Origin of the sequence: Bacillus sp. S10(2024) (assembly GCF_050473865.1) — a bacterium.
Classification (GTDB): domain Bacteria; phylum Bacillota; class Bacilli; order Bacillales; family Bacillaceae_G; genus Bacillus_A.
This window is the reverse complement of the sequence record NZ_JBFLUR010000002.1, coordinates 2,164,054-2,182,698: the sequence shown is the minus strand read 5'-3', so window position 1 is coordinate 2,182,698 and position 18,645 is coordinate 2,164,054. Positions and strand designations below refer to the sequence as shown.

The window sequence follows — 18,645 nt, the reverse complement described above, 5'->3', positions numbered from 1 at the left end:
AGATATGGATGCTATTTTCTGTATAAAGTGAAACTTGCAGTAGGTATCGCTTGCCTATCTTTTTTCACTAATCAGAATCTTGAGATGAGAGCTTTACTGCCCGTTAGCGCGGGATAAATTGTTGTCATTGTTGTTTGGATGATACTGGGGTGATACAACTGGAATACAAATCTATTAAACCAAAAAAAATTTACGAAGAAGTATCGGAAGCCATTTTAGGAATGATTAAAAATGGTACATTAAAGCCTGGTGACAAACTTCTTCCTGTTCATCAATTGGCAGAGCAGTTTCAAGTTGGCAGGTCTGCTGTGCGTGAAGCGTTAAGCGCATTGCGAGCAATGGGCTTAATTGAGATGAAACAAGGTGAAGGTACATATGTGAAGAATTTTTCTGCCTCTTCTTTAACATCATCATTAAATACGACTTTGCTAATGAAACAAGAAGATATTGTGAATTTATTGGAAGTGCGAAAAGTGCTAGAAGTAGGAGCAGTTGGTGCGGCAGCATTAAAACGTACAGAAGAAAACTTACATAATATGCAGCGTTGGTTAGATGAGATGCAAAAAGGGGTCGGAGATGAACAAGCTGGTGAAAAAGCAGATTTTCATTTCCATATGGCAATTGCAGAAGCTTCACATAACAATATTTTGTTAGAATTAATGAACCATGTCTCTGAAATGATTGCTGAAACAATCGGTGAAACAAGACGAATTATTTTATATGGTGAACAAACAACAGCAGAACGACTTCTAGAAGAGCATCGGAAAATTTATGAAGCAGTGTTAAAGAATGATGTTGCAGCAGCGCAGCAAGCGATGCAAAATCACCTAACGAATGTAGAGCGTATGGTCACAGGCAATGACGAAACAAATTCGTAATTTTATGCTTTTAAAACTTTCTGTATTCGATAAAATAGAGAAAGTATAAGTAAGCGTTTTCTAAAGAGAGAATGAATATGAGCAGTTGATGTCTCAATTCTTTCTTTTTTAACAAATCATCTGATGACCATATGAATATTGGCTGAGTTGAAATGAGGGGGAACTATAATATGAAAGTTACATTGTTTGTTACATGCTTAGTCGATATGTTTGAAACAAATGTCGGCAAAGCGACGGTTGAAATTTTAGAGCGATTAGGTTGTGAAATTGAATTTCCGGAAGCACAAGTTTGTTGTGGACAGCCTGCTTATAATAGCGGCCATGTAGAAGCGGCAAAAGAAGCAATGAAGCATATGATTAGCACATTTGAAAATGCTGAGTATATCGTTACACCTTCCGGTTCTTGTGCGACAATGTTTCACGAGTATCCACATGTATTTAAAGATGATCCAGAATGGGGACCACGTGCGAAAAAAGTGGCTGAAAAAACATACGAACTGACACAATTTATTGTTGATGTGTTAAAAGTTACTGACGTTGGTGCTCGTTTGGATGGCGTAGCAACGGTCCATAAATCTTGTCATATGACGCGTATACTAGGAGTAAAGGAAGCTCCAGGCATTTTATTATCAAATGTGAAGGGCTTAGAGGTGAGAGAACTACCAAATGTACAAAATTGTTGCGGTTTTGGAGGAACTTTCTCAGTAAAAATGACGCCAATTTCTGAACAGATGGTAGATGAAAAAGTGGATAGTGTCATGGAAACAGGTGCTGATTATTTAATTGGAGCGGACTGTGGGTGTTTGTTAAACATTGGCGGGCGTATCGAGCGTTTGGGGAAAAATGTGAAAGTAATGCATATTGCTGAAGTATTGAATAGCCGCTGATGAAGGGGGAAGTAAGCTATGTCTATGAAAACAAGTGATAAAAAATTTAATGATCGTGTTGGTGAAAATCTTCAAGATTCGTTTATGCGCGGAGCAGTATCATCCGCACAAACGCGTTTATACACAAAACGTTTAGAAGCAGCTGAGGAGCTAGGTAACTGGGAAGAATGGCGTGAGCTTGGTGAACAAATTCGTCAGCATACGCTAGAAAACTTAGATTATTATTTAATGCAACTGAGTGAAAATGTATCAAAACGAGGCGGCCATATTTTCTTTGCGAAAACGAAGGAAGAGGCGGCTGAATATATTAAACAAGTAGCTGAAAAGAAACAAGCGAAAAAAATTGTCAAATCAAAATCGATGGTAACAGAAGAGATTGGTATGAACCATGTCCTTCAAGAAATCGGTTGTGAAGTTGTTGAGAGTGACTTAGGGGAGTATATTTTGCAGGTAGACAATGATCCGCCATCTCATATTGTTGCGCCAGCACTTCATAAAAATAGAATGCAAATACGTGATGTATTTAAAGAAAAATTAGGATATGAAAACTCCGATGATCCATATGAGATGACGAAGTTTGTTCGTAAAATTCTTCGTGAAAAATTTATGGATGCAGAAATCGGAGTGACAGGATGTAATTTTGCAGTTGCTAACACAGGTTCTCTTTGTTTAGTAACAAATGAAGGGAACGCAGATCTTGTTATGTCTATTCCGAAAACACAAATTGCGGTAATGGGTATGGAGCGTATGGTTCCAACGATGGAAGAGCTCGATGTTCTTGTCGGCTTACTTTGTCGTAGTGCTGTTGGTCAAAAACTAACAAGTTATGTAACTGTAGCAGGACCAATTCAAGAAGACGAAATTGATGGACCAGAAGAGTTCCATTTAGTTGTTGTAGATAATGGACGTTCTGAAATTTTAGGTTCTGAGTTCCGTGAAGTACTGCAATGCATTCGCTGTGCGGCATGTATCAATGTATGTCCGGTCTATCGTCATGTTGGTGGTCACTCTTACGGATCCATTTATCCTGGGCCAATTGGTGCGGTATTAACACCGCTTTTAGGTGGCTACGATGATTATAAAGAACTTCCATATGCATCTAGTTTATGCGGGGCATGTACAGAAGCTTGTCCAGTAAAAATTCCATTACATGACTTGTTATTAAAACACCGCCAAGTAATCGTGGAAAAAGAAGGACGTGCACCGCTTGCAGAAAAACTTGCGATGAAGATGTTTAGTATGGGCGCTTCTTCTGCGGCTTTATACAAAATGGGATCGAAAATGGCGCCAGCTGCAATGAGCCCATTCACATCCGGAAACCGGGTTTCTAAAGGTGTGGGACCGCTTAAAAATTGGACGGAAATTCGTGAATTCCCAGCGCCAAGCAAAGAAAGATTCCGTGATTGGTATAAAGAGCATAAGAAAGGCGGGAATAACTAATGGCAGGAAAGATTCAAAACCGCGATGCATTTTTGGAAAATATCGCAAAACAGCTTGGACGTGAACGGAAAACAGAAGGGGTACAGCGTCCAGTATGGAAAAATAATGTGAATGTAGAAACGTTAAATGATTACTCGTCAGAAGAACTATTAGAAGTATTTAAGAAACAATGTAACAACATTCATACAACTGTTATTGAAACAAATCGAGCTGAATTAAGTGCTGCAATTAAGAAAGTTGTCACTGAAAACGGCGGCGGACCAATTATGCTATCTCAAGATGATCGTTTTGAAGAGTATGGATTGGAGCAATTATTTGAAGCGGAACTTCCAAGTGAAAACGTAGAAGTAAATACTTGGGATCCAGCAAAGAAAGAAGAAAACATGAAGTTAGCGGAAAAGGCAAATATCGGAATTTCCTTTAGTGATTATACATTAGCGGAATCCGGTACAATTGTCGTGCAAAGTCATAAAGGAAGAGGACGATCTTTGCACTTTTTACCGACTATTTATGTAGCGATTATTCCACGTGAAACAATCGTGCCGCGTATTACACAAGCGGTACGTGATTTGAATACACGTGTAGAAAATGGAGAAGCACCGGCTTCTTGTATTAATTTTATTACAGGGCCAAGTAACTCTGCTGACATTGAAATGAACCTTGTCGTTGGTGTACATGGACCATTAAAAGCATTTTATTTTGTTGTATAAAATGGAAAAACAGGCCTAATAAGGGCCTGTTTTTTTTATGGAGAAAGATACATTTTTGAAAATACAATATGTTATCTTTTCCTGTTATACTAGGCGCGAAAGGGGAGGATAAAATGCTATTATATGTATATGCTTTTTTCACTGGTTTGATATTAGGCTCTTTCTATCACGTTGTTGCTTATCGAATTCCGCTCGGATATTCCATTATAAAACCGCGCTCACACTGTTCTCATTGTTCCCATGTATTACAACTAAAAGAGCTGATCCCCATTTTATCATTTTGTATCCAAAAAGGAAGGTGCACGCACTGTAATATAAAAATCTCGTATTTTCATCCTGTATTTGAAGGTATTGCAGGAGTATTGTTTCTTCTTGCAGCAGTTTTTGTTGGTTTCAATGAGCAGCTGATTATCGCGTGGACGCTGTTATCGCTTCTTTTCATTGTTTCTATTACAGATCTTCTTTATATGGTAATTCCAAATCAAATTATATGCTTTTTTACAGGACTATTTCTAATAGAACGTTATTTTATACAGCCATTGCTATGGTCGGATGGATTATTAGGATCACTGGTTATGTTTATGCTCTTATATATCATTCAAACTATTTATCCAACAGGAATCGGAGGAGGAGATGTGAAATTATTTACTTTACTTGGTTTTGTAGTTGGAACAAAGGCGGTACTGTTGTCACTTTTTTTCTCATCCTTATTTGGTCTTTGTTTTCTTATCATTTTTATTGCGCTTAGACGGATGACGTATAAAGAACCACTTCCCTTTGCACCTTTTATTGCACTTGGTACAATATGTACATACAGTATGTAGAGGAGGGATAATATGAATGTATATATGGATGATCAAAGACCGTGCCCAGGTGGCTTTACATTAGCGACGACAGTCGAACAAGCGCTGGAGCTTATTCGAAATAATAAGGTATATACATTATCAATCGATTATAATATGGGATTTCGTCAAAGAAATGGGTTATATTTCATAGATGCATTTTGTCAAGAACGATTACATGTGGAAGAAATTCATTTGCATACGAATGATTCGATAGGACAACATTATATGTTAGATCGGATTCAAAAAGGAAAAGAGTCTGGAGAAATTTCTTCGTCTATTGTTATTAAATGTGTTGGAAGTTACTAAAAAAACAAGCATTCCAATCAATCTGGAATGCTTGTTTTCGACGCATTTTTTATTTTACATGTGCTGGTAATGGAATAACTTCTTCAGTTTGTGCGGAATCGATTTCTGGTTTTACAGATTCTGTTTCACTTTTTGTTTTAGTCAAATAATGATACACCATACCAACAAATACAGATCCACCAATTATGTTACCGATTGTAACTGGAATTAAGTTATGAATTGCATTCGCAAAAGAAATTGTATCAGGATGTGGAACAAGTAAAGCAATAGAGAATAGTGACAGATTTGCGATGCTGTGTTCATATCCTGATAAGAAGAAAGCAAATACAAGAAACATCATTACAAGTATTTTAGCTGTATCTCCTTTTACTTGAGAAGGAAGGAAACAGGCAAGACAAACGAGCCAGTTACATAAAATAGCTTTGAAAAATAAGTGCATGGTTGATGCGCCCATTTTTCCTGCGACAACTTCATTTAATAAGTGATTGTGACTTATCGTTTCAAAAATACCAGTTGCATAAAAGAGTGCTGCGAAAAATACTGCCCCTACTAAGTTACCTACATAACAAGCTCCCCAGTTGCGAAGTGTATCACCAATTGTTGTTTCTTTTCGTAAAGTTGAAATGGTGAAATACATTGTATTTCCTGTAAATAATTCAGCTCCCCCATATATGATTAAAATAAGTGCAACTCCAAAAAATGAAGAAGATGCTAAATATGTTGCAGGTGAATGTGCATCATGAAAAAAATTCCCTAACTTAAAACATACTATAATAACAAAGCCGATATAGATACCAGCTAGCGCTGCTCGAAGAAAGTATTCCATTGGATTGTTATTTAGCATTTTTGTCTTTTTCTTTGCAAGTTGTATAACGTAATCTACTCCTTGTTCTAGCATAAAACATTACGCTCCTTCAATACATCGATTATTAATATTCTTTATATGATTAAAGTACACGTATTTGCGCTCACTTTCAATAAGTTTGTTCAATATTTCACAAAAAGGACACCTTTTTTAATGAAAGCGCTAACAAAATGTTGTATAATATAATACATTTTCTATAATTGAGAAACCCCACCTCTATTTGAAGAAAAAAGAAAAAGCGCTGAAGTTACAGCGCTTTTTCGTTATATTGTTTCGAATTTTGTTGTACATTTGGAGTTGTTTCTTTTGATAAGAACCAACCACCTGCACCAATTGCAAGCAATACAACCCAAAATATAATTTTCCAAGTAGTTGATTCTGGGAATCCATGTGGAATAACGCCTAATGCAGGGTGAGCTAACGTATAAACTGCTAATTTCACACCAACCCAGCCTACAATCATGAATGCAGCAGTTTCCAATCCAGGTTTACGTTGCAGTAAGTTTACGAAAGCGGATGCGGCAAAGCGCATAATAATTAATCCAATCATACCGCCTGCGAAAATAACAGCAAACTGTCCGATGTCAAGCTCGCCAATTGTACCAAGGTTTGTTTTCGGTAATGTCATTGCTAATGCAACAGCTGCTAAAATAGAGTCAACAGCAAACGCAATATCAGCAACTTCTACTTTGAATACAGTCCACCAAAAGTTTTCTTGTTTTTTCTTTGTTTCTTTTTTCTCTGTTTTTTGATGAGCTGCATTCTTTTTTACATACGTTTTTACAAGATGGTTAACAGCGATAAATATTAAATAAACGGCACCGATTGCTTGCACTTGCCATACATCGACAAGAAATGAAATCATAAACAATGATCCAAAGCGGAATACAAATGCTCCTGCAAGTCCGTAGAATAAAGCCTTTTTACGTTTTTCTTCCGGTAAGTGTTTTACCATAATTGCAAGGACAAGTGCATTATCAGCTGCTAAAATCCCTTCCAAAGCGACTAAAATAAGTAATACCCAACCATACTGCACTAATAAAGATAGTTCCATTTACATTCTCCTCTCGTTTGTATAGCGCTAAACAAAAAGAAGAAAATTCCCCATTGTTTAGCTTTCCTCAAAATAAGCTCTATCAACGGCGGAGGAATTTAGAAATGAATGCAAAAAAGACCTCTGCCGTTAATAGGCAAAGGTCTTGCTAGACATATGTAATAAAATATGCCAACAAAGCCGGAGGAATATGATTCCACGTAATGACGACTTTGTTTCAGAGAATATTTTCTCTGACGCTACTCCCCTTCGGAAATATGCTATTACGTAAATTATATAAGTAATAGTAAGGTCTGTCAACCTGTTAAAAGACTTTCGCGTGAATATTTCATATGTAGTAAAGAGGCAGAGAATATCTGCCTCAAATCCATTTTTTATTTTATTTATTATCCACGTAATTGTTGCTGTGCAAGGGAAACAAGACGTTTTGTTACTTCACCGCCGACAGATCCATTTGAACGAGCAGCTGTGTTAGATCCTAAATTTACGCCAAATTCTTGTGCAATTTCATACTTAAATTGCTCTAGTGCTTGTTCAGCACCAGGAACAAGTAGTTTATTTGTTTTCGCCATAGTATAATACCCCTTTTTTCATTTTCAGCTTATAACAGCTGATGATGTTATTGTATGTGTTTAATTAGTAGTCATACGCGGAAGTAATCGGAGAGACTAACAGTTCTTGGATGAAATGAAAAAAGAGTAGCAGCACTACTCTTTTTTCATAACGGTTGCTGTACCTTCTACAACAACTTTATTGTATTGATTATATATGTTTGTTTGTAATGTAATAATTCTTTTATCATCGCGTTTTTCAATGACTTCAGCGACAACACGCAGTGTGTCTCCGATCTTTACGGGGGCACGGAATGCGATATTTTGTGATAAATAAATGGTATTTTTTCCAGGAAGCTTTGTACCAAGTATTGTTGAAATAAAACTAGAGACGAGCATACCATGAGCAATGCGTTCTTTAAACATCGTTGTTTTGGCAAAAGAATCAAGTAGATGAATTGGATTTACATCGCCTGTAAGTTTTGCAAACGTAATAATATCCTCGTTTGCAATCGTTTTTGTTAAAGAAGCTTGATCCCCTATGTGAATGTCATCATAATAAAGCTCATGAACAGATTCTGCTTCTCGAAAAGGATTCATTTCTTCCTCCTTCTTTTCCATGTTGAAAAATGTGAGCCATCCAGATGCAAAGGGAGAAAGAAAGGAAAGAGTATTTTTTGCAGTCAGTTGCCACATCTTTCTTATTTCATGGAAGTAAATAGATTTTTTGAGTTCTCCTCGAACTTTTTTACGAGGTCTAGTTGCATGGATTTGAATTCTTCTAAAAAACTTTCCATTTGTTTTTGAACCTCTTCACGTTGTTGTTGTTGTTGGCTAATTAGTTGTTTCACTGCTTCTTCGAATTGTTCGCTTGTTTGTGAAAGTAAAGATAGAGATGTTTTTGTTGGAGACACAGTGAGCTGCTGCATATGATTGGAAAGTTCATTCCATTTTTCTTGCCATCCATCCATTTGTTCATTGAAGGAATTTCCAGAAAGTTGTTTTACATATTCATTATATTGTGCGTTTGCTTGTGCTGAAAATTGCTGGATTTCTTTCTCGATTTCTTTCTCGATTTCTTTTGTACTTTCTGTTAATTTATGCAAAGCTTCCTGCTGATGTTTCAATGTTTCTAATGTTAGTTGTTCCATTTGTTTTCCCGCTGATGAGAAAAGGGAAAGAGAGTGTGACCAATTTTTCCAGAATGCATCAACAAGTTCGTGTGGTTTCGTTTCCATGACTTGACCTCCAAATAAAATTTTTACATATTGTGAACGCAGATTAATCTGCTGTATCACCAGAAGATGATGAAGACTTTTCATCCTTTACTGAAACCGTGGAAAATGGAAAGAATGCATTTGTGTATAGGTTAAAAAATGTACGAAGCATCTTTTGGTATTGTTCAAATGACGTAGCGCATGAAGTTAAATATTCCTCTCCATATTCCGTTAAAGAATAAATTCGTTTTGCTGGACCTCCTTCACTTGTATCCCAAGTGGAAGATATGAGGTTTTCTTTTTCTAACTTTCGCAAAGTCCTATATACATTACCTTGATCAATAGAAGAAAAGCCAATATCCATTAGCATTTGAATGAGTTTGTAACCGTGAAGACTCCAGTCTTTAAGACAGAGAAGTAGGAATGGTACTAAGAAGTTTTTTGGCATGGAGTTTGGTTGTTTCGTTTGGGACGTTTCCAAACTTTCTTTTTTTTCTGGTTCATTTTGTAGCATGATTGTGCATCACCTCATGAATCAGTTAATTGGAATTTTTTTCTTATATGTGCAATTTACACTTATCTGTATTTTTTGTCAATTGCTTTTTTGAAAATAGAAAAAATAAATACACCCTTGAACTTTTAGTCAGAATATTAGAAAATAATGAATAGATTGAATTATTTCAATTGTTTGTATTTATTTTGATAACAAAATGAAGGAGTGTAGGAGAATTGATTGAACAAAAACTCGATCCACTACAAGCTTGGAAGGAAGTTTACGAACAGACAGAAAAGTTTTGGGGAAAAACGCTGGGTGAAACAGTCAAGACAGAAGAGTACTCTGCATGGATGGGAAGCGTTTTAGATTTGAACTTGTTTTATCAAAAGATGATGAACGATGCAACGAAAGGGTATTTAGAGAAAGTGAATATCCCAACTCAAGAAGATATTGCACGAGTTGCCTCTCTTGTTATTAATTTAGAAAACAAAGTTGACAATATTGAAGAGTTTTTGGAGGAGAATACAGAATCCCTCGGACAATCACCTACAATAAAACGTGATGTAACAAAGGTGAAACAAGATATTCGGACGTTAGAAAATAAATTAGATAAAATTTTAGAGCTATTAGAAGGACAGAATGGAATATTAGAAAAATTACAAGTGCCAGCAGTACAAGCAAAACCAGACCCAAAAAAATAATTTCGTTAAATATATATTCGTTCAGAAAGCAGAAGGGAGAATCTCTTTCTAGGACGATATATTATTTATAAATGTATACATGCATTGTGCGGTGTACATCTAAGCGAAATCCATCCATCATGTAGCCGCAAATTAAAACAAAGGGGGAGCAAAAAATGGCTCAATTACATGGAAAAGTAGCAATTGTAACGGGTGGAGCAAAAGGGATTGGAAAAGCAATTACAGTGGCATTAGCAGCAGAAGGTGCAAAGGTAGTAATTAACTACAATAGCAGTAAAGATGCTGCGGAGAACCTTGTGAATGAGCTCGCAAAAGAAGGACATGATGTGTATGCTTGTCAAGCAGACGTTTCTAAGTTAGAAGATGCAAAGCGTCTTGTAGAAGAAACAGTACAGCAATTTGGGAAAGTAGACATTTTAGTTAATAATGCTGGAATTACGAGAGATCGTACATTTAAAAAGTTAAATCGTGAAGATTGGGATCGCGTTATCGATGTGAACTTAAGCAGTGTATTTAATACAACAAGTGCTGTACTTCCATACATAACGGAAGCTGAAGAAGGACGAATTATTAGTATCTCTTCTATTATTGGCCAGGCTGGTGGATTTGGACAGACGAACTATTCAGCTGCAAAAGCTGGCATGATTGGATTTACAAAATCATTAGCATTAGAACTTGCAAGAACAAATGTAACAGTAAATGCGATTTGCCCTGGTTTTATTGATACAGAGATGGTAGCGGAAGTTCCAGAAAACGTTCGTGAGCAAATTGTAGCGAAAATTCCAAAGAAACGTTTCGGTCAAGCTGATGAGATCGCAAAAGGTGTTGTATACCTTTGCCGAGATGGTGCGTACATTACAGGTCAGCAATTAAATATTAATGGCGGTTTATATATGTAATCTAACAACAAAGAAGTGCATGTCTATGATAGGTATGCACTTCTTTCTTTCTAAAAGAAATAAAAAATAAAGGAGTTGTGAACATGACAACATTGAGAGCAGAATGGGAAAAGCAATTAGAGATGTATCCAGAGGAATATCGAAAAGCATATCGCCGCTTTAGAAGAGCAAGTGAAGTGTTACTTCGTGAGCCAGAGCCACAAGTAGGCTTAACGCCGAAAGAAGTGATTTGGACGAAAAATAAGACGAAGTTATATCGTTACATTCCGAAGAAAGAAAAGACGCATTCTGTTCCTATTTTGTTAATTTATGCTCTTATTAATAAGCCTTATATTATGGATTTAACGCCAGGGAATAGCTTAGTGGAATATTTAGTGGACCGTGGTTTTGATGTGTATATGCTAGACTGGGGAACATTTGGTTTAGAAGATAGTCATTTGAAATTTGATGATTTTATTCTCGATTACATTGCAAAGGCTGTGAAAAAGGTACTGCGTACAGCAAATGCAGAAGAAATTTCTTTGCTTGGTTATTGCATGGGCGGAACATTAACTTCTATTTACGCTGCACTTCACCCACATATGCCAATTCGTAATTTAATTTTTATGACGAGCCCATTTGACTTCTCTGATACAGGATTATATGGACCGCTATTAGATGAAAAATATTTTAACTTAGATAAAGCGGTGGACACATTTGGAAATATCCCTCCGGAAATGATTGATTTTGGAAATAAAATGTTAAAGCCAATTTCAAATTTTGTCGGTCCTTATGTAGCACTTCTTGATCGTTCAGAAAATGAGCAGTTTGTAGAAAGTTGGAGATTAGTTCAAAAATGGGTTGCAGACGGGATTCCGTTTCCGGGAGAAGCGTATCGTCAATGGATTCGAGAATTTTATCAAAAAAATAAGTTAGTGAAAGGTGAGCTTGTGATTCGCGGCCAACAGGTGAAGTTGGAAAATATTAAGGCAAATGTATTAAATATTTCTGCGAAACGCGATCATATTGCACTTCCATGTCAAGTGGAAGCTTTGTTAGATCATATTTCTAGCGTTGATAAGCAGTATGTCTGTATTCCAACGGGGCATATGTCAATTGTATATGGCAAAGCAGCGGTAAAACAAACATATCCGACAGTGGGCAATTGGCTTGAAGAACGTTCAAACTAGGGAATGATATGGAGAGATGGGAAGTAATCCAGTTAGTGAAAACTAGCTGGATTTTTTTGTGGGAAAGAGGAATAGTAGGACTTACTGCTTTTACATTAAGCCGGTGCTACATTTACTTACTTAAGTATGTGTGAGCCATGTCTGCGTAGTCACCGCTTATTATTCAAACAGTAAGGATTCTACGATTTCAACGAAAGGAAAGCCTATATCTTGTTATGAAATATTGGAAAATGCTATGATATGTGATGTACTCATTATTGGTAGTAGTTCGGATTTTAAAGTATTTCACCGTAAAAAAAGTTAAAGAAGTGATGGAATGAAAGCTATTAGAAAATGATTACAACGTTTAAGTCCTGTACAGCTCATCGCTGTATTTTATAGTATTGCTGTGATTGCGTCTGTTATATTATTAAGCATGCCATTTGTTATAAAACCAGGAGTGAAGTGGACATTTATCTAAAATAGGGGAGAATACTCCCACCTCAAGGAATGTAAAGGGCGTAGCCCAATGAGTAGGTGGGGGATGAATCGCCTTCGGACAAGGGATGGTATTTACCATCTCGATTGTCCGACTGTTTGAGTGCTACTTGTAATTCTAAAAGAATGTTAGGAAATCGTAATACTACTGTTTGTTTTTCTATGTCTTCACCTCTAAAATTATATACATAAGGAGGTGAAAGTCATGATTGTTAATAAAGCATATAAATTCCGTATATACCCAAACAAAAAACAAGAAATTGTAATCGCTAAGACGATTGGCTGTTCTCGCTTCGTATTCAATCGCTTTTTGGCACGTTGGAATCACACATACAAGGAAACAGGAAAAGGATTGACATATCATTCTTGTTCAGCAGAATTAACACAGTTGAAAAAGGAATTCATATGGCTAAAAGAAGTAGACAGTATTTCTCTGCAATCCGTACTCAAAAATCTTGCGGATGCGTTCACTCGTTTTTTCAAAAAACAAACGGATGCACCTCGCTTTAAGTCTAAAAAGAATAAGATCCAATCCTATACAACAAAACAAACAAACGGAAATATTGCGATTGCAGGAAATAAAATAAAATTACCGAAACTTGGCTTTGTTCGTTTCGCAAAATCAAGAGAAGTAGAAGGGCGTATTTTAAACGCTACCGTTCGACGTAATCCAAGCGGGAAATACTTTGTTTCAATTCTTGTTGAAACAGAAGTGCAACGATTAGAAAAAACAGGTTCGTCTGTTGGTGTTGATGTTGGATTAAAAGACTTTGCTATTCTTTCGACTGGTGAAGTATTTGGAAATCCTAAATGGTTTCGTACATTGGAAAAGAAGTTGGCAGATGCACAGCGGATACTTTCTAAGCGTGTAAAAGGCTCTTCAAATTGGAATAAACAGCGTGTCAAAGTTGCTCGTATTCACGAACGAATCACCAACGCAAGAACAGACTACTTGCAAAAAATCTCTACCGAAATTGTCAAAAACCACGACATCATTGGTATTGAAGATTTGCAAGTGTCAAATATGCTAAAAAATCATAAATTAGCGAAAGCAATAAGTGAAGTATCTTGGTCGCAATTTAGAACTATGCTCGAATACAAAGCAAAATGGTACGGCAAACAAGTCATTGTTGTGTCTAAAACATTCGCTTCCAGTCAGCTTTGTTCTTGTTGTGGTTACCAAAACAAAGACGTTAAGAATCTAAATCTTCGTGAATGGGCTTGCCCTTCTTGTGGCACGCATCATGACAGAGATATTAACGCAGGACAAAACCTTAAAAACGAAGCCGTAAGACTTCTAACCGTAGGAACTACGGGGTTAGCCTACTAAGATAATCAAAGGATACTTTGGTGTTCGTAGGAATCCCCCACTTCAAACAGTCCGTAAGGACGTTAAGTGGCGGGTAGTTCAAGTATAACGGAACCATTTCCATTAATGAACCTTGTTTTAGAAGTGTGTTCAGCATTTGGAACGACTGGATTATCGACGGGAATTACACCAGAACTTACAACAATTGGAAAGTTAGTATTAGTTGTGCTTATGTTTATCGGACGGATTGGTATTTTTACGTTCATATTGGTGATTGGGGGAAGAGAGAGACCGCCTCGATATAAATATCCGAAAGAGCGAATTATTATTGGATAAGAAAAGCGATTCTATTTTATAAAATAGAATCGCTTTTCTGCATTAATCATTAATACCAAACTGTGGATGCATAAAAATATCTTCTGCATCATTGTTATTTTTGGATAGTAATTCTTGGTTTTCTTCAGCAACCCAACCGATATCATTCGTTGGATGTACCCATTGGTCTCCGGCCATAATAGCAGGATCGATATCATCGCTCCAATGATTTAGGGGGCTATTTTCTGAATTATATTGGCTATCGCCAATAATTACGTCATATTCATTAATGAATGGCTGTTGCATTGTGATGCCAGTTCCTTTAAAAGAAGGGAAATTCATTTGATGTGGAATGGTTTCATCAAGAATCGGAGAGTCGATAGGTTGCTTTTTTTTCACATTCATCGCTCCTTGTTTATTAAAGTGGAAAGGTGTATAGACCTTCCTGTTTTATAGCATTTCCTCACATTGTGTATTCACGACTTGTTAACAGTTACCATCTATAGGGGAGAGTTTCAATGTCCATATTAGTACTACAAGCATTAATTTTATATAAAGAATCAAGGGGTGTTTCGTATGGTAAAACGAAAGGTGAGTCGTAACGCAGCTGCAAAGAATAATCAAACTCCAAAAGAAAGCTTGCCGGATGCGGAATTTGCAGTCGAGTACGAAAATGAAAATGTTGCAAAATATGCAAATCGCAACTCGAAAAAAGGAAAGAAAAAATGAGGCGTTTTTTATAAACGTCTCATTTTTTCTGCCAGTTTATCCCGCATTAACGGGCAGTAAGACCCCCACCTCAAGATTCAGAGAAAAGCGAAGAAGATAGGTGGGGGATGAAGAAAACCCCCACTGATGGAAGTTTCACTTTATCGTTTTTTATACTTATATTAATGTTGATAATTCGCTGACCTTAGCTGCGTATAATTCACATGTTTTCGTTTTTGGATTATAGTAGGCAACAAGGAAAGAAGGATTTGAAATCATTTCACCATGCTTCATGTAATGGTGGTAATCAAATGGTATATGCTCTACAATCGTGTGTTTATACAAGTCTTTTTCTGTCAATTGAAGAGCAGCAAATTTATCTCCTAGAATGTTTGGATGGTCTAGAATTCCTTTATAGTAGGCATTTACCTCTTCTTTCTTCCTTTGCTCTGTTGTCCATGATTTACGTGGGCGATATTTATGATTTTGTAAATAATCAATTGTCATTAACCCTTTAATGATATGGAGTTTTGCAGTTTTTCTCGATTGTAAAAACTGATACAGGCGTTGGAATAAATCTTCTAGTTGGTGTCCAATTCGTATCCATCCTTGTGTATCCCAATAAGAGCCAAATTCTTGAAAGAAGTCAAAAGGTGTATCAAATGCATGGGATACAACATATGACACAGTGTTGTCCGTACGATGAGCGTTCCAATATTTTTCTAATACATCTTCAACTTGTTTAATTCGAATAATATCATCAAATGATAGTACATTATTTCCAAGCATTTCATATGGTGCATTCTCCATGTATATATATTGATGATCATTTGCTCGAAGTCGAAGCCCTGTACCACGCAGCAATTTTAAAAAGCCAAGTTGTAATTCTTCTGGTCTTAATGCAAAAACATCATTAAATGTTTTTCGGAAGGATTGATAGTCTTCTTCAGGAAGTCCGGCAATTAAGTCTAAATGTTGATCGATTTTCTGACCATCGCGAACCATTGTAACTGTTCTTGTCAATTTTTCGAAGTTTTGACGTCGTTTTACAAGGTCGTTTGTTTGATCATTTGTAGATTGTACACCGATCTCAAAGCGGAACAAACCTGGAGGAGCATGTGTATTTAAAAATTCAATGACCTCAGGCCTCATAATATCGGCTGTAATTTCAAATTGAAATACAGTTCCATCTACGTGTTCATCAATTAAAAATTGAAACATTTCCATTGCGTAGCTACGGCTAATATTAAAAGTACGATCGACAAATTTAATAATACGTGCACCATTTTGCATTAAATAGCGAATGTCTTCTTTAATACGTTCACGATCGAAGTAACGGACGCCGACTTCAATAGAAGATAAACAAAATTGACAGCTAAACGGACAACCACGGCTCGTTTCAATATAGGTAATGCGTTTACTTAAATGTGGAATATCTTCCGGGAAACGATATGGAGATGGCAATTCTTTTAAATTTAGTTTCTCACGTTGTGGTTTAATTACATAGGTGCCATCATCTTTTCTGAATCCAATACCGTCAAGGTTTTCAAATTGTTGTGTGCCTTGTATTTCAAATAGAAGATTTTTTACAGCAAGTTCTCCTTCACCGACAATAATAAAATCAATTTCAGGAACACGTTTTAACCAATGTGGCACATCGTATGTAACTTCTGGACCACCAACAAAAATAATCAAATTTGGATTGATTTTTTTTAGCATTTGAATGACTTCAATTGTTTCTTCGATGTTCCAAATATAACAGCTAAAGCCTATTACATCAGGTTTGCGCCTATGTAAATCTGTAACAATATTCATGGCAGGATCGTTAATTGTATATTCAGCCATCTCTAGATCAAACTCTGGCTGGGCATATGCTTTAATATAACGAATTGCTAGATTTGTATGAATGTACTTTGCGTTTAATGTACTAATAATAATGTTCATCTCTTAACCCTCAACTTTAATTTAAAATTACATTGTTTAGTATAGGCATATATATGGAAAAAAACAACATTCATTAGAAGTTGAATTTTCACAAAACAGGACACTTTTTCTCTTATTGCTCATATAATTTACCAATAGAAAAAAAGTTGGTTAAAGGAAAGAAGGGACAGAGGTGAAGAAAAGAATGCATGAGAGGATAATTTTATATGCATATATATTACAAAAGTTACGGATTATTAATGAACAAGAGAAGAATGCTATGCTGCAAATTTTGATGAATAAAAGAGCTCTATAATAGGGCTCCTTTTATTTGGATAAAGTTTAGGGAACATGGCAAAAGCATATTGACAAAAAGGTTTTCTCATGTGATAATTCAATTAAATTTTTAGAATTATCAAAAAATATTGCTTTTACATAGAAATAGAAGATAACAATACGGGGGTGACAATGTGTTATTGTTTTTAAAAAAATGGAAGGAATTACGGGATATTAAGATGGAATTGGCTCTTCGTGACTGGTTTTATGGGACAAAAATTAGTTTATCGATGCGTACGTCAAAAGATCCGCTTACGTTTTTAGTTAATATAGAAGGAAAAGATAAAGGACTATTTGTGGAAGACGATTTTATTGTAGTTAACAGTACATGTGAACCGGTATTTGCAATTGATGAGAAACCGGCTTCTGAGTCATTTATGCACGCAGATATTTATAAAAAAAGTCAGGCGGAATGCATTTTACAAGTACAAACAGTTGATAGTCACTTAATGTCGGAGTTATATGAAAAGTCAGGAGAAGTAACGTTTGAACAGAGAAATGTAGAACGTGTCTTTGGAAACGAGGGGATTACAAGTATTACAATTCCAATCGTAGCAGATGAAAGCAAATTTGCGAATTTGTTAGAAGAGAGTGTGCCTTGCTTTACGAAAGGAGGCGGAGCAGTTCTTGTTCACAATTACGGATTGATTGTTTGGGGAACGACGCCAGAAGAAACGAAAAAATGGTTAGAGGGATTAGAGTACTTGATGAATTACCACGTAAAATTGTTGATGATTAAAGGAACGAAAAGTACAGTAATTTAATCGAAAGTCCTCTTTAGGTAGAAGTACCTAAAGAGAATTGAAATTAGTAAGGAAGTAATGCTAAAAAATGAAAGCGTTCTACTTATAAAGTTTTACTCATAAAATACGGCTCTCCTTATTATATATAGATTACATGTCGTCATGTGGGGAGGAACGTATTTTGCGAGTTAAATATCATTTTCTTCTGAAGCAACAAGTTGTAACTTGCTTCGAAAATGAAGAGGCAGAGCGAGCTTTAGAGATAATGGAACGTAGTGGGTATAGAGCGATTCCTGTTTTAACAGAGGACGGTAAGACATTTAAAGGTATTATTTATAAAGTAGATGTGTTAGAGAATAAATGTAAGGAGCAAAAAGAAAAGAAAGAAAGTGTCTCTGAGCTAATGAAAGATGAGCAAGCTTTTATTTTTGAACGTGATTCTTTCTTTAGAGCTTTTTATACGATTCGGAAATTGCCATTTTTAACTGTATTAAATGATTATCATGAATTTATAGGCATTTTAACGCATTCTAATATTTTTGATGTGATTGAAGATTCATTTGGAATGAATACAGGTGGATATATAATAACATTAGCGACACATGAGTCGAAAGGAATCATTAAAGAACTTGGTAGATTGTTAAAGATGTATAATATCGGTGGGTTATTTACGTTAGATAACGGTGATCAATATATTAGACGTGTTATTGTTAATTTAACAGATGATTTGAATCAACAAGAGTTAGAAGTATTAATAGAGAAATTAGAGAGAAAGGGTTTTCGCGTTAGTCATGTAGATCGTATTTAGAAATAGAG

The 18,645-nt window shown here is 36.0% G+C and carries 21 protein-coding genes and 1 pseudogene; 14 read left to right on the top strand and 8 right to left on the bottom strand.

The annotated features are described in order from the left end of the window. Positions 1–188 precede the first annotated feature (188 nt). The 6 genes from AB1280_RS11275 to AB1280_RS11250 all read left to right on the top strand — a co-directional run bounded on the left by AB1280_RS11275 (position 189) and on the right by AB1280_RS11250 (position 5,066). The gene (locus AB1280_RS11275) at positions 189–878 is read left to right on the top strand and encodes a FadR/GntR family transcriptional regulator (RefSeq protein ID WP_272187480.1); all 690 of its coding nucleotides are present in this window, start codon (positions 189–191) and stop codon (positions 876–878) included. A 170-nt stretch (positions 879–1,048) separates the two neighbouring features. After that, the gene (locus AB1280_RS11270; RefSeq protein WP_272187444.1) at positions 1,049–1,765 is read left to right on the top strand and encodes a (Fe-S)-binding protein; all 717 of its coding nucleotides are present in this window, start codon (positions 1,049–1,051) and stop codon (positions 1,763–1,765) included. Positions 1,766–1,783: 18 nt separating this feature from the next. Beyond that, positions 1,784–3,205 carry a LutB/LldF family L-lactate oxidation iron-sulfur protein gene (locus tag AB1280_RS11265; protein ID WP_429755839.1) on the top strand — a complete coding sequence of 474 codons (1,422 nt, stop codon included), beginning with the start codon at positions 1,784–1,786 and terminating at the stop codon, positions 3,203–3,205. After that, positions 3,205–3,915 (top strand): LutC/YkgG family protein, encoded by a 711-nt coding sequence (locus tag AB1280_RS11260; protein ID WP_429755838.1) that lies wholly within the window; start codon positions 3,205–3,207, stop codon positions 3,913–3,915. Before AB1280_RS11265 ends, AB1280_RS11260 begins: the two co-directional genes overlap by 1 nt. Positions 3,916–4,028: 113 nt before the next feature. Beyond that, positions 4,029–4,739: a prepilin peptidase gene (locus AB1280_RS11255; RefSeq protein WP_429755837.1), complete on the top strand. Its 711-nt coding sequence runs from the start codon at positions 4,029–4,031 to the stop codon at positions 4,737–4,739. Between the two features lie 12 nt (positions 4,740–4,751). Further along, entirely contained in the window at positions 4,752–5,066 is a 315-nt protein-coding gene (locus AB1280_RS11250) for a cyclic-phosphate processing receiver domain-containing protein (protein WP_272187449.1), read from the top strand. 49 nt (positions 5,067–5,115) lie between these two features. On the opposite strand, the gene AB1280_RS11245 is transcribed toward AB1280_RS11250, so the two are convergent. The 6 genes from AB1280_RS11245 to phaQ all read right to left on the bottom strand — a co-directional run bounded on the left by AB1280_RS11245 (position 5,116) and on the right by phaQ (position 9,267). Beyond that, positions 5,116–5,964 carry a formate/nitrite transporter family protein gene (locus tag AB1280_RS11245; protein ID WP_272187451.1) on the bottom strand — a complete coding sequence of 283 codons (849 nt, stop codon included), beginning with the start codon at positions 5,962–5,964 and terminating at the stop codon, positions 5,116–5,118. A gap of 214 nt (positions 5,965–6,178) precedes the next feature. Then, positions 6,179–6,985, bottom strand: coding sequence for a TerC family protein (locus tag AB1280_RS11240; protein WP_429755836.1), 807 nt, complete (start codon positions 6,983–6,985; stop codon positions 6,179–6,181). Between the two features lie 386 nt (positions 6,986–7,371). Beyond that, on the bottom strand, positions 7,372–7,557 hold the full coding sequence (locus AB1280_RS11235) for an alpha/beta-type small acid-soluble spore protein (RefSeq protein ID WP_090915256.1): 186 nt from the start codon (positions 7,555–7,557) through the stop codon (positions 7,372–7,374). A gap of 135 nt (positions 7,558–7,692) precedes the next feature. After that, positions 7,693–8,136 (bottom strand): MaoC family dehydratase, encoded by a 444-nt coding sequence (locus AB1280_RS11230; RefSeq protein ID WP_272187481.1) that lies wholly within the window; start codon positions 8,134–8,136, stop codon positions 7,693–7,695. A gap of 101 nt (positions 8,137–8,237) precedes the next feature. Beyond that, positions 8,238–8,774, bottom strand: a complete 537-nt coding sequence (phaP, locus tag AB1280_RS11225; RefSeq protein WP_429755835.1) for a polyhydroxyalkanoic acid inclusion protein PhaP — start codon at positions 8,772–8,774, stop codon at positions 8,238–8,240. 43 nt (positions 8,775–8,817) lie between these two features. After that, positions 8,818–9,267, bottom strand: coding sequence for a poly-beta-hydroxybutyrate-responsive repressor (gene phaQ / locus AB1280_RS11220; protein ID WP_272187454.1), 450 nt, complete (start codon positions 9,265–9,267; stop codon positions 8,818–8,820). Between the two features lie 215 nt (positions 9,268–9,482). Here phaQ and phaR point away from each other — a divergent pair, with 215 nt between their 5' ends. The 5 genes and pseudogenes from phaR to AB1280_RS11195 form a co-directional block, all read left to right on the top strand. Then, positions 9,483–9,950: a polyhydroxyalkanoic acid synthase subunit PhaR gene (phaR, locus tag AB1280_RS11215; protein WP_429755834.1), complete on the top strand. Its 468-nt coding sequence runs from the start codon at positions 9,483–9,485 to the stop codon at positions 9,948–9,950. A gap of 155 nt (positions 9,951–10,105) precedes the next feature. Then, entirely contained in the window at positions 10,106–10,849 is a 744-nt protein-coding gene (gene phbB / locus AB1280_RS11210) for an acetoacetyl-CoA reductase (RefSeq protein ID WP_272187456.1), read from the top strand. 83 nt (positions 10,850–10,932) lie between these two features. Beyond that, entirely contained in the window at positions 10,933–12,018 is a 1,086-nt protein-coding gene (gene phaC, locus AB1280_RS11205; protein WP_429755833.1) for a class III poly(R)-hydroxyalkanoic acid synthase subunit PhaC, read from the top strand. 682 nt (positions 12,019–12,700) lie between these two features. Continuing rightward, a complete protein-coding gene (gene tnpB, locus AB1280_RS11200; protein ID WP_429755832.1) occupies positions 12,701–13,825 on the top strand; it encodes an IS200/IS605 family element RNA-guided endonuclease TnpB in 1,125 nt (374 codons plus the stop codon). 81 nt (positions 13,826–13,906) lie between these two features. After that, positions 13,907–14,140 (top strand): annotated as a pseudogene (locus tag AB1280_RS11195) (potassium transporter TrkG); the annotation flags it as partial. A 42-nt stretch (positions 14,141–14,182) separates the two neighbouring features. Here AB1280_RS11195 and AB1280_RS11190 read toward each other — a convergent pair. Then, on the bottom strand, positions 14,183–14,518 hold the full coding sequence (locus AB1280_RS11190) for a DUF3905 domain-containing protein (protein WP_272189725.1): 336 nt from the start codon (positions 14,516–14,518) through the stop codon (positions 14,183–14,185). A gap of 177 nt (positions 14,519–14,695) precedes the next feature. On the opposite strand from AB1280_RS11190, the gene AB1280_RS11185 reads away from it, so the two are divergent. Beyond that, positions 14,696–14,848 (top strand): hypothetical protein, encoded by a 153-nt coding sequence (locus AB1280_RS11185; RefSeq protein WP_035435455.1) that lies wholly within the window; start codon positions 14,696–14,698, stop codon positions 14,846–14,848. Between the two features lie 156 nt (positions 14,849–15,004). Here AB1280_RS11185 and AB1280_RS11180 read toward each other — a convergent pair whose 3' ends face one another. Beyond that, positions 15,005–16,771, bottom strand: coding sequence for a B12-binding domain-containing radical SAM protein (locus AB1280_RS11180; RefSeq protein ID WP_272189724.1), 1,767 nt, complete (start codon positions 16,769–16,771; stop codon positions 15,005–15,007). A 449-nt stretch (positions 16,772–17,220) separates the two neighbouring features. Here AB1280_RS11180 and AB1280_RS11175 point away from each other — a divergent pair, with 449 nt between their 5' ends. Both AB1280_RS11175 and cbpA read left to right on the top strand, forming a co-directional pair. Beyond that, positions 17,221–17,850 (top strand): class II aldolase/adducin family protein, encoded by a 630-nt coding sequence (locus AB1280_RS11175; RefSeq protein WP_272189723.1) that lies wholly within the window; start codon positions 17,221–17,223, stop codon positions 17,848–17,850. Positions 17,851–18,010: 160 nt separating this feature from the next. Beyond that, a complete protein-coding gene (cbpA, locus tag AB1280_RS11170; RefSeq protein ID WP_272189722.1) occupies positions 18,011–18,637 on the top strand; it encodes a cyclic di-AMP binding protein CbpA in 627 nt (208 codons plus the stop codon). The last annotated feature ends 8 nt before the right edge of the window (positions 18,638–18,645 follow it).

Excerpts from the sequence above, each read along its gene's own strand:
- AB1280_RS11180 (WP_272189724.1), bottom strand. The coding sequence starts at position 16,771 with ATGAACATTATTATTAGTACATTAAACGCAAAGTACATTCATACAAAT.
- AB1280_RS11260 (WP_429755838.1), top strand. The coding sequence starts at position 3,205 with ATGGCAGGAAAGATTCAAAACCGCGATGCATTTTTGGAAAATATCGCA.
- AB1280_RS11230 (WP_272187481.1), bottom strand. The coding sequence starts at position 8,136 with ATGAATCCTTTTCGAGAAGCAGAATCTGTTCATGAGCTTTATTATGAT.
- phbB (WP_272187456.1), top strand. The coding sequence starts at position 10,106 with ATGGCTCAATTACATGGAAAAGTAGCAATTGTAACGGGTGGAGCAAAA.
- phaC (WP_429755833.1), top strand. The coding sequence starts at position 10,933 with ATGACAACATTGAGAGCAGAATGGGAAAAGCAATTAGAGATGTATCCA.
- AB1280_RS11255 (WP_429755837.1), top strand. The coding sequence starts at position 4,029 with ATGCTATTATATGTATATGCTTTTTTCACTGGTTTGATATTAGGCTCT.
- AB1280_RS11250 (WP_272187449.1), top strand. The coding sequence starts at position 4,752 with ATGAATGTATATATGGATGATCAAAGACCGTGCCCAGGTGGCTTTACA.
- phaQ (WP_272187454.1), bottom strand. The coding sequence starts at position 9,267 with ATGCTACAAAATGAACCAGAAAAAAAAGAAAGTTTGGAAACGTCCCAA.
- AB1280_RS11270 (WP_272187444.1), top strand. The coding sequence starts at position 1,049 with ATGAAAGTTACATTGTTTGTTACATGCTTAGTCGATATGTTTGAAACA.
- phaP (WP_429755835.1), bottom strand. The coding sequence starts at position 8,774 with ATGGAAACGAAACCACACGAACTTGTTGATGCATTCTGGAAAAATTGG.
- AB1280_RS11235 (WP_090915256.1), bottom strand. The coding sequence starts at position 7,557 with ATGGCGAAAACAAATAAACTACTTGTTCCTGGTGCTGAACAAGCACTA.
- tnpB (WP_429755832.1), top strand. The coding sequence starts at position 12,701 with ATGATTGTTAATAAAGCATATAAATTCCGTATATACCCAAACAAAAAA.
- AB1280_RS11245 (WP_272187451.1), bottom strand. The coding sequence starts at position 5,964 with ATGCTAGAACAAGGAGTAGATTACGTTATACAACTTGCAAAGAAAAAG.
- AB1280_RS11185 (WP_035435455.1), top strand. The coding sequence starts at position 14,696 with ATGGTAAAACGAAAGGTGAGTCGTAACGCAGCTGCAAAGAATAATCAA.
- AB1280_RS11265 (WP_429755839.1), top strand. The coding sequence starts at position 1,784 with ATGTCTATGAAAACAAGTGATAAAAAATTTAATGATCGTGTTGGTGAA.
- AB1280_RS11240 (WP_429755836.1), bottom strand. The coding sequence starts at position 6,985 with ATGGAACTATCTTTATTAGTGCAGTATGGTTGGGTATTACTTATTTTA.